Source organism: Roseburia sp. AF15-21, assembly GCF_003479505.1.
Classification (GTDB): Bacteria; Bacillota; Clostridia; order Lachnospirales; family Lachnospiraceae; genus Roseburia_C; species Roseburia_C amylophila.
In genome coordinates this window covers 1-15,240 of sequence record NZ_QUHG01000017.1, presented here as the reverse complement: position 1 = coordinate 15,240, position 15,240 = coordinate 1, and the positions used below count along the sequence as shown (strand labels likewise).

Here is a 15,240-nt window from a genome sequence, read left to right as displayed (position 1 = left end):
TAAAAATACCGACCTCCAATCGTTAGATTTTTTGGTCTAACTTTTAGGGGTCGGTACATTTCATCAGATTCCCTTTTATAGTTGCCAGCGGCAGATTCTGTAGATTTTTTCTACTATTGTTCTACTCTTCTAACTGATAATACTTATCCAGCACTTCAAAAAAACTGTTGGTAGTTATGGTTCCGTCTGTTTTAAGTTCCAGTTCATCCCAGGCTTTTTCATTGAGGCTCGAAGATAAGTCTGCCACAAAAGCATCATATTCGTCATTAAACGCTTCTTTCTCACGCTTCTTAACAATCTTAGCCTTATTTGCATCCGTCAGTTCCTGATTGAATTTATTGATGCACTTGATAAAATAATAACCATCCTCTGTCGCAATGCTTTCTGATATTTCATCATCATTTAAGTTAAATGCAATATCCTCTACTTCCTTTGGCATCTCATCTCTTCCAAAGGTAATATCAATCTGGGCAGCCTCATTATAATCTGCTGCTACTGTCCGGAAATCCTCTCCATTTGCCAGTCTGGATGCCACCTCTCCTGCACGGTTCTGATCCTTTACATAAATCTGCTGTGCTTCCATGACCCTTGCTTCATCATCACTGACTTCCTCATTGACACCGGTTGTTAAAGATGTATACACCTTGCTTGCCAGTGCATAATTCTCATAGAGTTTCTCTATGGTTGCCTCACTGACATCCATATAACTTTTTTCCTCTTCATTCAATGACTCATAATATTCTTTTGCAGCCAGCTTCAGATTGATCTTTTCCTCTTTACTTAAAGTAATTTCCTTCTGCTCTGCCAGCTGGTCCATGCAGATTACCCGGGTCATTTCCGATAATGTAACGTCCTTCACATACTGCTCTAAATCATCGGTCTGATACTGCTGTTCCCACAAATCGATTCCATAGACATTTCCATATAGATTCTGGTAGTTACAAAGATATACCTTGGCTTCTGCCAAAGATACCTTTTCATGCTCTATCTTAAAAACTTCATTAGCAGATAAGCCTGTTGTAAATACAATGTCAGTTTTTCCAAGACTGCATCCACCAAGAAATACGGAAATGCTTAAGACCACTGCGGCAATTTTACTCTTTCGTCCCATGAATTTTCTTCCTTTTCTTATTCGAAAACCAATTCTTTGGTATGTTTTTATGCTTCAAGACTCTTTAATATACTTCTTGCCACGCTGATTCCGTTTGCAGATGCCTGCTGTAATCCTCTGGTTACGCTTGCACCATCACCGATGGCACGCAGACCTTTAATGCTGGTTTCAAAATCTTTGCTGACAACAACTTTATTGGAATAGAATTTTACTTCTACACCATAAAGTAATGTTTCATCACTGGCAATACCAGGTGTAACCTTATCCAGTGCCTCTAACATTTCTTCGATATCTACCATAATACGATGTGGAAATACCAGTGATAAATCTCCCGGCACTGCATCCTTTAAGGTTGGAATCAGATTGTTTCTCGCCAGGCGTTCCTCTGTAGTTCTTCTGCCCCGCTTAAAGTCACCAAATGTCTGTACTAAAATTTTGCCATCACAAAGCATGTTGGAAAGCTGTGCAATCTGCTTACCATACTCAATCGGAGTCTTAAATGGCTTGGTAAAGTTCTTGGATACCAGCAATGCAAAGTTGGTATTATTTGTTTTCATATCTTTCGACTTGTAAGCATGTCCATTTACAACCGCAAGTCCGTCATCATAATATTCGGTTGCTACTTCACCGGATGGGTTTGTGCAGAAAGTACGCACTTTATCGTCAAAGGTTGGTGTATGATAAACCAGTTTTGCTTCATAAAGGTTTGTATTTAAGAAATCCATAACCTCATCACGCACTTCCACACGGACACCGATATCAACCGTACCTACCTTGGTTTCAATCTCTTTTTCCTTACAGATATGTGAGAACCAGTCTGCGCCTTCACGTCCTACTGCAGAAATGATTTCTTTCGCATAATATGTATCTCCCTTTTCAGTTACAACACCGGTTACGGCATTATCTTCTACCAGAATATCTGCTACCATGGTATTAAAGAGAATCTCCACACCAAGGTCTAACAAATGCTTCTGCAGGCGTGCATAAATCTTATATCCTTCTTCTGTTCCAAGATGACGAATCGGACACTCGATTAATTTTAAGTTGGCATTGATTGCTTTTCTACGAATCTCGCGGATTTCTTTTTCCTTATCCACACCATAGACATTGGTGTCTGCACCGAATTTCAGATAAATATCATCCGATTCTTTAATTAAGGATAATGCTTCTTCATATCCTAAGATTTCCGGCAGATTGCCACCTACATCCGGTGATAATGATAATTTACCATCTGAGAATGCTCCCGCTCCGGCAAATCCGGTTGTAATTGAGCATGGCTGGCATCCTACGCAGACCTTTGTCTTACGTTTCGGACACTGACGTTTCTCAATGCTTCTTCCCTTTTCTATCATGAGAACCTTTAAATCCGGTCTCTTTTCCTTTAATTCATAGGCACAGAAAATTCCGGACGGACCTGCACCGATAATAATTACATCATAGTTATTATTCATATAAAATCCCCTTTCATTTATGCTTCCACAACCAGATATCTGCCATCCGGCAGTGAAAAAACTTCTTCTGCTTCTTCAATTTCATGATTGCTCATTCCGGATACATCCGCACCGCTTTCGTCTAAGAACTGTTTTACTTCTTTGATGCTGTCACAGATAACTGCCATACAGTCCTCTAAAAACGCTTCTGCCTCCTCTAAACTTTCTGCCACATTTTCATCAAATAACTGTGACTGATGTTTTAAAAAGTAATTCAGACATACCTCATCATATTCCATTTATTCTTTCCTCCTGTTTTATGAAAATTTATATACATCAATACCTAATTGTTTTAATTCCTGATAAATCCGGGCAATCGGCAGACCTACTACATTATTGTAATCACCTTCGATTTTTTCGATAAACGCAGCTGCTTTTCCCTGAATTCCATATGCACCTGCTTTATCCATTGGTTCCCCGGTATCTATATAGCGGTTCAGTTCCTCATCTGTAACCGGATACATGGTTACTTTCGTACATTCATAAAAACTGTATTGTACTTTCTTTCCATCCTCCCGCATCCAAAGTGACACTCCGGTATAGACTTCATGGGTGCTGCCGGAAAGTCCCTTTAACATTGTAAATGCATCCTCCCGGTTCTTCGGTTTACCCAGCACTTTGCCATCCTTTACCACGACGGTATCTGCTCCGATTACCAGACTGTCCTGTTCTCCTACTTTGGCTTCTATCATCTTCTCATAAATCTCTCCCGCTTTCTGCTTCGCCAGATTCATGACAATCTCAGAAGGCGTATCTCCCATCTGCTTTTCTTCTCCCTGTGCCGGAAATACCAGAAAGGTAAGTCCAAGCTGCTCTAAGAGTTCTTTTCTTCGTGGGGAAGCTGATGCTAAAATTATTTTCACGTTTTTTCTCCTTGTGTTCCGGTATATTATAAGTGAGTGGATGAAAAAGTTTACCGGAAAAGGTTTTGTTTGGAGAACATTTGCTTTTTTCATTGAAATACCAGTAGTTCTTAGGCGTATGTTTTCCTTGATGATAAACTGTCTTTCCGTTGCTTGGACCGACACGTCGCACTGTCCGTTGTCTGCGGATACCGCATACGCCTGTAAGGGGCACTAAGAATTTCGGCTAATATATGAACTTCGTCTGGCAACCGGCACAAATTCACATCCGTGTTCATCTGTGCCTCGCTGGTACATCCCTGTACCAGCGTTGCCTGGTTGCAGACGAAATTCTAAGTGCCCCTAACAAGCCTATTCATGTATCCGCAGGCAGCGAACCGTGCAATGTGTCTGTCAAACATTGGAAAGACTGTATTTATAGAAAAAAGGAAAACATATGCCTTAGAACTTCGGCATTTCAAAGGTTAAAGCAAATGCCTTCAAACAAAAGCCTTTCCTATAAAAACTTTTTCCCTCCCATCACTTATGACACCTTATACTTCAATTGCCTGATTCAGCCGGAAGGAATAAAGATACTTCTCCTTCACCGGAAGCGGGAATATCCGTTCTAACGCTTCTGCATATAAATCCAGCTGTTCTTTATACATATCCCGCAGCCTTGTGGCACTGTCTACCCGGTCTGTCTTATAATCAAGCAGTACGATTCCATCTTCTTCCACCCAGAAAACATCTATGATTCCCTGGATTAAAACCATCTCTTCTTCCATCTCATGATTTCCCATGACAAACGGCTTCTCACGGAACAAATCATCCCGCATTGCAGCTGCTTTCATACGGGGTGCAAGCTGCGATTTTAAGAATAATTCCACGGATGGTATACGGATTAATTTTTGCATATCCTCAGATACTTTACCCATTTGTACCAGTCCTGTCAACTGCTTTTTTATATTTTCTGCAAATTCATCGGAACGATCCGGCATTTTCGTAAAATCATAACATTCCATCAGACGATGCATGGCTGTTCCACGCAGTGCTCCCTGATTTACTTCTGCTTTTCCTTCCATAAATGCCGGGACATATGGGGTAGATACTTCTTCTAAGAATTTCGGTGTAACATCCTCTTCTTCCTTTGCTGCAAGCTCCCTCATTGCCCGGTGTTTTAATTCCGATACAGAATATTTTGTCACCAGATGAATGGCATCCGGGTGCGGATACTGATAGGATAACTGTTCCTTTATCTTTTCATACAGAGTATCCGAAACTTTCTCCGCCTGCTGCACACGCTGCCTCAATGACACATGCTCTGTTATCTGATGCGCCGCCTCGTCCTCTAACATGCTCCATGGTGTCACATAGGAAACCTTGTCCCAACTGCCACTGGCGGCTGCCGCCGGAAGGATCCACTCCAGGAAGGTCTTTGCTTCTGCCCGCTCCTTAAAATTAAGTGCTTTTCGGTTACTTCCGCAATAAATTTCTCTTATCTGCTGCAGCATTTCTTCATCCTTGATATAACCGGTTATAATTAATTTTTCTTTGGCTCTTGTAAATGCCACATATAAGACACGAAGCTCCTCGCCAAGGCTTTCTAATTCTGTCTGCCTTGCAATTACCTTCTTAAAAAATGCAGGTACTTTTATCCGCCTGTCTTCCTCTATAATATCAAGTCCAACACCAAGGTTCGGATGCAGAATCATCTTGCTGCGGCTGTCCTGCTTATTAAAGGATTTGCCCATTCCACTGACAAAGCAGACCGGAAATTCCAGTCCTTTACTCTTGTGGATACTCATAATATTTACGGCATCCTCATTTTCTCCCACAAGTTCTGCTTCCCCAAAGTCCACATCATACTTCTGCAGCTCATCAATATATCTTATAAAATGATAAAGTCCATGATAACTGGTTTTCTCATAGGCAATGGCTTTTTCTGACAGCATATGAAGATTTGCAAGTCTCTGTCTGCCCGCCGGCAATGCCGATGCATATCTGGCATACCCCGTTTCTTTCAATACCTTCTGCAGCAGTTCGTGCATTGGTATATCCATGGTCTGTCTACGAAGTTTTTTATATGTTTCGGAAAAACGTTTTAATTTTGCCCGCATGTCTTCATCCGCTGTTGATTCTTTTTCTGTCAGCTCTTCTTCCGCTTCCAAAAACATCTTTACGCACTGATGATACGGCTTGTCCTCTGCCAGTAACCGGAGTCTTGCAAGCTGCTCATCGGAAAGACCTGCCATTGGGGATTTTAATACTGCTGCCAGTGGAATATCCTGTCTTGGATTATCTAATATCCTAAGATAATTTAATACCGTCCTGATTTCTAATGTGGAAAAATATCCGGTTCTTGAAACCGTATGTGCCGGAATTCCATTGGCATTTAAAACCTCTGCAAAAAGGTCCGCCCATTCACTTAAACTACGCAGTAAAATTACAATATCGCCATAGCGGACTTTCCGGAATTCTCCGGTTTCTTCGTCTACCACTTCTTCTTTGCCTACCATCTTCCGAATCCGGTCTGCAATTAATTTTGCTTCCAGTTCCTGTTTTAAAATCTGCTGTTTTGTTCCCTCTTCCAGTTCCTGTGTAGTTGTAAGAAGAATCTCACTGTCAAAAGCATCCTCTTTCTCGCCCGCCGGATAATCTGCACCACAATACAATGCCGCCTCACCGGTATAATCCACACCACCGAGATTCCGTTTCATAATCTGATAGAAAATATCATTGGTAAAAGTAAGCACGCTGTCTCTGCTTCGGAAGTTCTTATGCAAATCAATCCGCTGACAGGGTGCATCTGTTGTCTCGTAGGTGTCAAACTTTTCCATGAAAAGCTCCGGTCTCGCCAGACGGAAACGGTAAATACTCTGTTTTACATCTCCTACCATAAAGAGGTTATTCTGTCCCACAGCCTCTCTTGAAATTGCCCGGAGAATCGTCTCCTGCACATAATTACTGTCCTGATACTCATCGATCATAATTTCTTCATAGGCATTCTGAAATTCCTTTGCAGTCTCCGTTGGTTTCCCGGTCTCTTCCTCTACCAATATCTCTAATGCAAAATGCTCAAGGTCTGAGAAATCCACCAGATTTTTATCCTGTTTTCTTGCCGAAAAAGCATCGATAAAACGCTCTGTCACTTCAGCTAACGCTTCTGCTGATGGCTGTACCAGAGTGAGCTGCTCTAAGATTTCCTGAAAAGTAAGGGCAAAGCAGTCACTTTTTAACTTTCCGATTCCATCCTTAAGCTTCTTACGTTCTGCCTTTACCTGCTCCTGCTTTTCCGGACTTCCGATATAATCCTTTGCCCTGCCTAATGTTGCAAATTTACATTTTCCTAATTCTTCATAAAAAGCCTGATAAGTATCGCAGGAAAGCAATTCTTCCATCAGCTCTGCATCCTGCTCACAGGCATCCTCATACATGTAAGGACCGTCTGCATCCTGACAAAGCTCAAGATAATGCTCTGCCTGCTCTAAATAGCCCTTTACCATCTGCTTCCCATATTCTACCGTCATTTCAATAAAAGGCGCCTGTTCTAATTCCTGCTCTGTTTTTATCTCATAGCAGCTTAACGCTTCCCGAAGCCACTGCTTCGGCCATGGATAACTCTGTGCATAGGAATAAAGTTTAAAAATCATATCCCGCACTGGTGCATCACTTCTGCTGGTTCCATAACAGGAAATGAGATGCAAAAACCCCGGATGTTTTTCTTCATAACACTGTTCAAACAATCCGGTCATTACATCTTCCCGAAGAAGTTTTAACTCGCCTTCATCTCCAATCCTGAAATTCGGCTCCAGACCGATTTCATGAAAATGATTCCGAAGCACATAAAGGCAGAAACTGTCTATGGTAGTAATCTGCGCATTCTGCACCAGTGCAGCCTGCTGCTGTAATCTCACATCGGAAGGATTCTCCTGCAATGCCTTTTCCAAGGCTTTTGCTACACGCTCTTTCATCTGGGCTGCCGCCGCATTGGTGAAGGTTACCACCAGAAGATGGTCAATATCTACCGGATGCTTCTTATCCAATACCAGCTCTTTGATTCTCTCTACCAGTACGGCTGTCTTTCCGGAACCTGCTGCCGCAGACACTAAGATATTACGGTTTCTTAAATCAATGACCTGCTGCTGTTCTTTTGTCCATGTCATTCCCATTTTTTAAAAAACCTCCTTCATGCGTTCATAGATTTCCTCGGAAGATAATTCTTCCAACCGCCTTACTTCATATCCCGGAATTTTTTTATCAAATCCACAGACCGCAGCATATGGACAATAATCACAGCTGCTCCGGTTCTTTAAAAGATACGGATTCACCTCTGTATTTCCCTTTAAAATAGCATTTCCAGCTTCTGCAATCCGATAGCTGGCATAATCCGCAATCAGCCTAAATTCTTCCTTGTCCACAGCCTTATCGCTCTTTCGCACCGTTCCGTCCTTATTTACAGAAATCGGAAGGACATTGGATTTACCGGAAAGTTCCACATCCATGGCACGGTAAATATCATCCTCTGTATTTACCACTCCATCCAGACGTAAATTTTCCAATATCTTTCTTCGAATCTCTTCTTCAGATTCACTACCGGTTCCTTCCACCATCGGATCATCAATATGATAGTAGAACATACCTGCCGGCACTACCTCTTTTGCCGGATTTTGCTTTGCAAATAATTCCATTGCTGCATTCATATAAACCACAAGCTGAAGCTTCAGTCCATGATACAAAGATAGCAGTTCAAAACCGGTATTACCGGATTTATAATCAATAATCTTTACATATAACTTATCTTTGTCTTCATAAGTATCAATACGGTCAATTCTTCCCTGGAGCCGCATATGCTCTTCTTCACTGAGTTTAAAATTCACTGCATTTAAATCATCCGCATAGGAAAATCCCACCTCAAACTGCGATGGTTCAAATTTTCCCTGACGAATCTGGCTGGTCAGTGCCCAGATGGTCCGTGCAAAAATCTTTTTCATCTTTGCTACCTGATAACGGTTTGCCGCTGTATCTGCCATGGCTGCATTTCCACTGGAAGCAATTGCTTCTTCCATTGCCCGCTCCATAAGCTGTTTTTGTGCTTCTTCTGTAATATCAAACCAGCTAAAGGATGATTCTTTCAGATACCGGCTATAATTTTCCAATGCCTGATGATAGATATTTCCCATATCCGCCATACGGAATTCAAAGAGTTCCCGTTCCCGTAAACGCAGTCCATAAGTCAGGAAATGGGCACAGGCACAGGCTGCATACTGTTCCAGCCGCGTAACACTGTTCTTTAACTCATTTCCATAAAGAGCCTTTGCCACAGCCCGGCTGATTGGCTCTGCATGATATTTAAGCTCTGCTGCATCAAGAATAGCTTTTACCTGCTCCTGATATGCCGGTTCCTCTTCATACCAGTGCAGCAAAGCCTGCCAGAGTACTTCCTTCTCATCATTCCACCCGGCATCTTCCTGATACAGTCCCTCTAACAGAAATGCCATGCTGCTCTCCGGTGTTACCAGTGTTTCATCAACCTGTTCTCCCGTTATCAGCTCTGCTTTTAACCCCGGGAACAGTCCCTCTATCATATGAATAAAATAGGACGGGCGCTTTACACTTCCATCACTGCCTACCCTTGCATAGGTAAGATAAAGTTTTTTCGATGGCTTTGTCACTGCAAGATAAAGGTAAAAACGCTGGATAAAGACACGTTCCCTTGCTGTAGGAGCCAGTTCCATATGTTTTTTTGCAAGTTCTTCTCTTTCCAGCTGGGAAATGATGCCGCCACGATTATCGGATTTTGGCACAATACCATCATTGACTCCCACGATAAATAATACTTTTATATCATCAAGACGGGTTCTTTCAATATCACCAATCATCACGCAGTCATAGCCACCCGGAATCACGCCTACTTTGGCAGCTTCAAAGCCAGCCTCTAAGACCTTGGCATATTCAGATATGTCCATGACTTCATCACCCAGAAGCGTTGCCATCTTATCCAAAATATCCATTACAATGCGATAAATCTGTGCATATTCCTTTGCCTTGGCTAAGTCCTTCGCCTCTTTATACTGATTCTCCCGGTATTTTAACTGCTGCTCTATCTGTAAGGACACAATAAACTGATAGAGTGCTGTCGTGCATTCCCGTACGGTAGCACCTTTTTTATGAAATACAGCCGTCAATTCCGAAAATGGCTCCATTACACGGATCCGGAGTTCATTTAAAGCTTCTAAATCTTCTTCCGCAACCTCATGGGTGGTATAAATAAATCTTGCCTCCCATTTTTTCTTTCCACGGATGCCTGCTGCCAGTACATAATTTTCCAGCAGGTCAATCTCATCCTCACTGATTTGTGATAATCCGCAGCGCAAATAACGGAACATTGCTTCCTCTGAAAAATTGTCCTCGATTACCTGCAAAAGAGACCGGACAAATTCCAAAAATGGATGCAGTAAAATATTTTTCGTTGTATCTAAGAAAAACGGAATGCCAAACTCCTCCATAATCTGCGGCACATAGCTTCCATACTCTTCTATGGCACCGGAAATAATGGCAAAATCCCGGTAGCGATATGCTCCGGTATGCACCAGCCTTGCAATCTCTTCTGCTGCATACTGCAGTTCTCTTCTTGGATTTGGCAGGGATAAAATCTCTATGCCTTCTTTGATTTCTTTCTCATCCTTCTTTTCGTAGCTATGATGTCTGGTACGGAACAGATTCTGCTCTAAGAACCGTAGTACCGGTGCCTCCCGGAACCGGTCAGCTTTGGGATTCTTTAATACCACCGGCTCTGTTACTTCAAAATGCTTCTCTTCTGCCATTTTCATTAGGCTGGCTACAGTCTTCTTACTCATGGCAAACAGCTCCTGCATATCATGATAGGAATAAATATCCTCTGCCGGGTCAATGGTTACTGTCACATATATATCTGATACAATTCCCATCAGGCGGTACAGCACGTTATTCTGAATCGGTGTAAATCCGGTAAATCCATCGAAAACCAGCACGGCATCCTGTAAAAGCTTTGATTCCTCTGCCATATCACAGAAGGCTTCTAAAACTTCTTCAGCAGTAATATACATCCCGGAAATTGCACTTCGAAAACCCCTGTACATGGTCAGGATATCCTGCAGTTTATAGGAAAATGCCGGTGGCATATTCTGCTCTTCAATAAATGTTTCCAAAGTATCCGGATCGATATTATACTGTGTCAGTTCTGATATCAGGGACTTCACTTCACTGATATATCCCATCTTTTTCATATTTCCCTGCATGACACATAAATCATCCATCCGCTCTTCGGCAACCTTACGCAATACAAGGTTTTTCCCGGTCTCCTCTAAAACTGCCATATTCGTCTTTCCTAATTCGTCGAAAATACGATATGCCAGTCGCTGGAAGCTGACCACATCTATATTCATAATACTGTTTTTTTCCTGTAACCGAACAAGTTCACGCTGCGTCTGCATCGTGAACTGTTCCGGTACTACTACATAATAATTTTTCTTTAAATTCTTCTGAGCTTCTTTGACTGTTTTGCGGAATACATAGCCTGACTTTCCGCTTCCAGCACTGCCCAGTACAAATTGCAGTGCCATATCAGATTCCTCCTACTGATTCTCCTACCAAAAGTTCTCCATTGATAATCACACGCTCCACCAGCGTTGTCTTAGGCTGCTCGATTCTCTGTACCAGACGTTTTACGGCCTCTTCCCCAATCTTTCTGGTGTTCTGCCGTATAGTCGTAATCTTTGGACTCATCATCTGGGATACTTTTGTTCCATCAAAACCTGCAATAGAAATATCATCCGGTACTTTTAGTCCCATTTCATCAATTACATTAATCCCACCAATTAATGCTGTATCATCCGGGTAGAGAATACAGGTCGGCGGGTCAGGCAGATTTAAAAGTTCCCTGGTTGCCTTTGCCACAAGCCTGGTATCTAAATATTCTCCTTCCTTTAAGTAGTCATCCGGAACATTCAGATTAAAGCTCTCCATTGTCTGGAAAAAGCTGGTCAGACGATCTCTGGTAACAGCCGAATGTTTTTCCCCATAAATGTATGCAATTTTCCGGTGTCCCTTGGAATAAATATAACGTACCAGTTCATTCATCCCTTTTACATTATTAGAAGAAACAACCGTGCAGTTGTGATATACATAATCTACAGTAACAATCGGAATATTACTCTGCAAAAGTTCCTGTACCTCCGGTTCCTCAAACCTGGCACACACAATTCCAACTCCGTCAAAATTCCGGTATTTGCAGTGTTCAAGATATGACATCTTATGATTCACATGCTCATTATTAATAAAAGTGATATCATAGCCTAATTCTTCCGCCTTTTCTTTAAATCCATTTAAGATGCCAGAGAAATATTCATGGGTAAGCCCTCTTCCGGCCTCCTCTTTAAAAAGTACTCCTAAGTTATAAGAACGGTTCGTCTTTAATGCCCTTGCTGCCGCATTCGGAAAATATCCCATCTCCTGTGCTGCTTCTTTAATCCGTATCTTAGTCTTCTCCCCTATATCACTATGTCCATTCAACGCTTTACTTACTGTTGCCGTTGAGACACCGCAACGCTTCGCCACGTCCTTTAATGAAACCATTTCTTTCCTCCTTTTTATCCCCGTATCCACCCATCTGCAGATACTATAGCTCAATTCCGACTGCCTCTTTTGCCAGCCGGTCTGCTTCTTCATTTCCTTCTACCCCTGAGTGCCCTTTTACTTTTACAAAATGAAGCGTAATTTTATCCTTTATGCTCTGAATATAGTCATAATAAGCAATGGTTCCTGTCTTATTCCGTTTCCATGCTCCTGTTGCCCACATTTCAATGCCCATATAGTCATAATATATCGTAAGCTCTGCCAGTCCAAGCTCCACCGCCTTCTCAATGGCAGCCATACTTCCTAATACTTCTCCTGCCACATTATGCATGGATGCCATTTCTTCTTCCGAGCCTGAGCCTTGCAGCACTTCTCTTTTCCCATCTGCCATCAGAAAGCCGCCGTATCCGTATACCTTAGTTGCAATATTATAAGAGCCATCCACAAAGGCATAATTTTCCGGCTCTTTTTCTACTGTCTGCTGCTTCTGACCGATATATTCTTCTGCTGCTTCCTTCGTCGGAAAACTTTTAAACTCCGCTCCGGAAAAGCCAGCGGTCTGCTGCTTACACATATCCCAGCTCATATAAATACCAGGTTTCTTTCCTTTTCGGACTGCATAAAACTTTACTGCCATTCTTCTTCCTCTTACTATCTTTTATTTCTGTGAATTTTCTTCTTTTCTTAACTTACATCATTAGTTCTATTTTACCATTTTTCCCTTCGAATGGCTAGGACAAGCTTAGGATTCGTAACGATATTTTCCAAAGAAATGATTGTATACTGCAATGACTCTGCTTATTTTCTTTTGCATTTTTTCTTCCTCGCTTACTCTATGTTGTCAGAAAACAAATCCCGGTAATCCTCCGGCATAAAACGATGATAGATGATATGGCAGCCTTCGTCCTTAAAGCAATAATAATAGGAATCCTCTCCGCTTTCAAAATAAATGAAATAGTCAAAATCCTCTGTCTCAATTTTCTCAAAATGTATCTTCTCGCCGGTTCCTAAGAACAGCTTATGGATATCCTCTATGGTGCAAGGATGTGTCTGCAGCAGAGCCACCAGCTTTTTAATAAAAGAATTTCCACTTCTTTTTTCATGCACATATTCCGTGCCTTCTTCCGGCACTACAAAACAAAAGCGGTCCTTGTTTCTGCTGATTTCTACTCTGCCAAGTCGTATTCCTGCTGCTTCATAAAATTCTTTTTCCAATTCTTCCGTTGATTTTCCACCCACTTCTTCTCCTAAGAAATGTTTTAAGGAACTTAAAGGATAATATAACCGGATTTTTTCTTTCCGGTATCCAAGCTTTACCTGCTCCTCCTGTATGAAATCCATAATTCCTTTTTCTAATCTGCTATAATCCATTGTATGCTCCTTTAAACGTGGAAAAACAGAACCACCTTTCGACGATCCTGTTTCATGCTGATACAAAGTAAGCTTTGCCCACTTTGCTCAGTTTCTATTCTGCATTGATATACTCATAATCCCGGTCTAACTCAATTGCCACACTTCCATCATTGATTGTGCCATCATATGTATGTGCTTCATCTGTTCCAAGACCCTTTACAATTCCATTTTCATATTCTTCTGCGGTACGCTGTGTCTGTAATACGAACAGCAGTCCCTTATATTCTGCCGGTGCTGTTACTTTATAAGTCTCTTTTATTTCATAGTAAGTCACCATCGGATACTCACTGCCATCCTCTACCATCCAGTCACCAAATGTTGTCTCTGTATCTTCTGTGGCTGCCACCTGATATGTTGTGCCGGCACAAGCCACTTCTGCCATCATAGCCATGGAACTGTCTGTTGCAGCTACATGCTGCGGCAACACCATTCCGGTAGTTGCATCCACGAGGCTGATGTCTTCATATTCGATATAAGCTTCTGCATCCGTCTGTATGCCATTCCACGGAATCTTTGCAGATAAAGTAACCGTATAAACTGTATTTCCTTCTTCGTCTGCCTCAGTACGATTCCAGCTTATCTCATACTCCGCCTGATTTAAATGATTGGTAAAATCAGATGCCTGCACAAAGGTCTCACCATCCATGGTTCCTGCCATATTGTATACATTGACATTTTTTATCACAGCGGTATTCTCTTCGGTTTCCATTTTGTGCTGATACATACCGGATAAAACATACCAGGTATCTTCCTTAAGATTTCCCTGTGCCTCTGTCTCCGTCTCTGTGGCATGGAGCCCTTCCACTGCTTCTGTTTCTGTATTTCCTGCTGCTTCCTTGTCTGTATCTTTCTCCTTTGGTCCGCATCCATCCAGCATTCCTAATACGACAATGCAAATCAAAGCTGCCGCCCATATTTTCTTCTTCATTTCCTGCTCCTTCACTCTATCCATAACACAATATATTCATTCTTATCCCCGCATGCGATTGGTTGCACACGGACTTTACGATTATACCGTAGATGAAGGGGAAGTGCAAGGAGTTAATAGAAAGATAATTGTGGTATATACTCTGTAGTTATATTTAGCAAAAAACAGCCACCAATCGTTAGATTTGAAACCTAACTTTTGGTGGTGGCACACAATAACCTCTCCTGTATTACTTTTATATTATTCTTTATAAATTATTCCAATATATTCCCATAATAATTTTGGGCTAACTTAAAAATCGTATTGAGATGATTCTTTCCCTTCATAACTACCATTTGGGATTGTTTTCTTAAATGCAACTCCAATCGGCAAAATCCCCCTTATTATTCCCTGCCGAATAAACTGCTGGTCTTTTCCCATTAGTTTAGCAACTTCTATAATAGGAACATTCTTACCTGAAAACTCTGGAAGAATATAATAGATTTTATTATTAAACTTATTAGTTTGCTCCTGTGTTTCCTGTTCCATATGTGCTCACCTCATCTATATATTCTACTTCTTCAAATAGTATTTCCAATTGAATTTCTCCCTTTTTACAAAAGTGTGTCTGATGCATACTAACTCATTTTTATTCGCTTTCCCACACTTTTATTCATTTTCTATTCATTTCTTACTAATGGGTATTCTTTTTTACTCTAAGTTGTCGTGCAATTTATTAAATTTGAATTTTGAAAAAGCCAGCACCTTGAATGGACTGGCTCTTTCAATGTCTCCTGTAATTGACAAACTGTTAAGGAAACAATCGGAGTTGGTGTAAACGAAAAAGCAGCCTTGAGTTCT

11 protein-coding genes are annotated in these 15,240 nt (G+C 41.5%); all 11 read right to left on the bottom strand.

Features of this window, described 5'->3' with window-relative positions:
* Positions 1 to 121 precede the first annotated feature (121 nt).
* The 11 genes from DWW33_RS15110 to DWW33_RS15060 all read right to left on the bottom strand — a co-directional run bounded on the left by DWW33_RS15110 (position 122) and on the right by DWW33_RS15060 (position 14,928).
* The gene (locus DWW33_RS15110; RefSeq protein ID WP_118639803.1) at positions 122 to 1,111 is read right to left on the bottom strand and encodes a peptidylprolyl isomerase; all 990 of its coding nucleotides are present in this window, start codon (positions 1,109 to 1,111) and stop codon (positions 122 to 124) included.
* Positions 1,112 to 1,158: 47 nt separating this feature from the next.
* Positions 1,159 to 2,562 carry an NAD(P)/FAD-dependent oxidoreductase gene (locus DWW33_RS15105; protein ID WP_118172683.1) on the bottom strand — a complete coding sequence of 468 codons (1,404 nt, stop codon included), beginning with the start codon at positions 2,560 to 2,562 and terminating at the stop codon, positions 1,159 to 1,161.
* Positions 2,563 to 2,579: 17 nt separating this feature from the next.
* Complete coding sequence (locus DWW33_RS15100) at positions 2,580 to 2,840, bottom strand: glyoxalase (RefSeq protein ID WP_117947628.1); 261 nt, start codon at positions 2,838 to 2,840, stop codon at positions 2,580 to 2,582.
* Between the two features lie 18 nt (positions 2,841 to 2,858).
* Complete coding sequence (locus DWW33_RS15095) at positions 2,859 to 3,464, bottom strand: Maf family protein (protein ID WP_243088690.1); 606 nt, start codon at positions 3,462 to 3,464, stop codon at positions 2,859 to 2,861.
* Positions 3,465 to 3,997: 533 nt separating this feature from the next.
* Positions 3,998 to 7,615: a helicase-exonuclease AddAB subunit AddA gene (addA, locus tag DWW33_RS15090; RefSeq protein ID WP_118639801.1), complete on the bottom strand. Its 3,618-nt coding sequence runs from the start codon at positions 7,613 to 7,615 to the stop codon at positions 3,998 to 4,000.
* 3 nt (positions 7,616 to 7,618) lie between these two features.
* A complete protein-coding gene (addB, locus tag DWW33_RS15085) occupies positions 7,619 to 11,047 on the bottom strand; it encodes a helicase-exonuclease AddAB subunit AddB (RefSeq protein WP_118639800.1) in 3,429 nt (1,142 codons plus the stop codon).
* 1 nt (position 11,048) lies between these two features.
* A complete protein-coding gene (locus DWW33_RS15080; protein WP_118172687.1) occupies positions 11,049 to 12,059 on the bottom strand; it encodes a LacI family DNA-binding transcriptional regulator in 1,011 nt (336 codons plus the stop codon).
* A 43-nt stretch (positions 12,060 to 12,102) separates the two neighbouring features.
* Entirely contained in the window at positions 12,103 to 12,696 is a 594-nt protein-coding gene (locus DWW33_RS15075; protein WP_118639799.1) for a ribonuclease H1 domain-containing protein, read from the bottom strand.
* 191 nt (positions 12,697 to 12,887) lie between these two features.
* Positions 12,888 to 13,430, bottom strand: a complete 543-nt coding sequence (locus tag DWW33_RS15070) for a DUF3877 family protein (RefSeq protein WP_117699316.1) — start codon at positions 13,428 to 13,430, stop codon at positions 12,888 to 12,890.
* Between the two features lie 94 nt (positions 13,431 to 13,524).
* Positions 13,525 to 14,400 carry a hypothetical protein gene (locus tag DWW33_RS15065; protein WP_117699317.1) on the bottom strand — a complete coding sequence of 292 codons (876 nt, stop codon included), beginning with the start codon at positions 14,398 to 14,400 and terminating at the stop codon, positions 13,525 to 13,527.
* Positions 14,401 to 14,691: 291 nt separating this feature from the next.
* A complete protein-coding gene (locus DWW33_RS15060; protein ID WP_117699318.1) occupies positions 14,692 to 14,928 on the bottom strand; it encodes a hypothetical protein in 237 nt (78 codons plus the stop codon).
* Positions 14,929 to 15,240: the final 312 nt, after the last annotated feature.

Bases quoted from the DNA above. Each gene is read 5' to 3' on its own strand.
- DWW33_RS15110 (WP_118639803.1), bottom strand. From the start codon at position 1,111: ATGGGACGAAAGAGTAAAATTGCCGCAGTGGTCTTAAGCATTTCCGTA.
- DWW33_RS15105 (WP_118172683.1), bottom strand. From the start codon at position 2,562: ATGAATAATAACTATGATGTAATTATTATCGGTGCAGGTCCGTCCGGA.
- DWW33_RS15100 (WP_117947628.1), bottom strand. From the start codon at position 2,840: ATGGAATATGATGAGGTATGTCTGAATTACTTTTTAAAACATCAGTCA.
- addA (WP_118639801.1), bottom strand. From the start codon at position 7,615: ATGGGAATGACATGGACAAAAGAACAGCAGCAGGTCATTGATTTAAGA.
- addB (WP_118639800.1), bottom strand. From the start codon at position 11,047: ATGGCACTGCAATTTGTACTGGGCAGTGCTGGAAGCGGAAAGTCAGGC.
- DWW33_RS15080 (WP_118172687.1), bottom strand. From the start codon at position 12,059: ATGGTTTCATTAAAGGACGTGGCGAAGCGTTGCGGTGTCTCAACGGCA.
- DWW33_RS15075 (WP_118639799.1), bottom strand. From the start codon at position 12,696: ATGGCAGTAAAGTTTTATGCAGTCCGAAAAGGAAAGAAACCTGGTATT.
- DWW33_RS15070 (WP_117699316.1), bottom strand. From the start codon at position 13,430: ATGGATTATAGCAGATTAGAAAAAGGAATTATGGATTTCATACAGGAG.
- DWW33_RS15065 (WP_117699317.1), bottom strand. From the start codon at position 14,400: ATGAAGAAGAAAATATGGGCGGCAGCTTTGATTTGCATTGTCGTATTA.
- DWW33_RS15060 (WP_117699318.1), bottom strand. From the start codon at position 14,928: ATGGAACAGGAAACACAGGAGCAAACTAATAAGTTTAATAATAAAATC.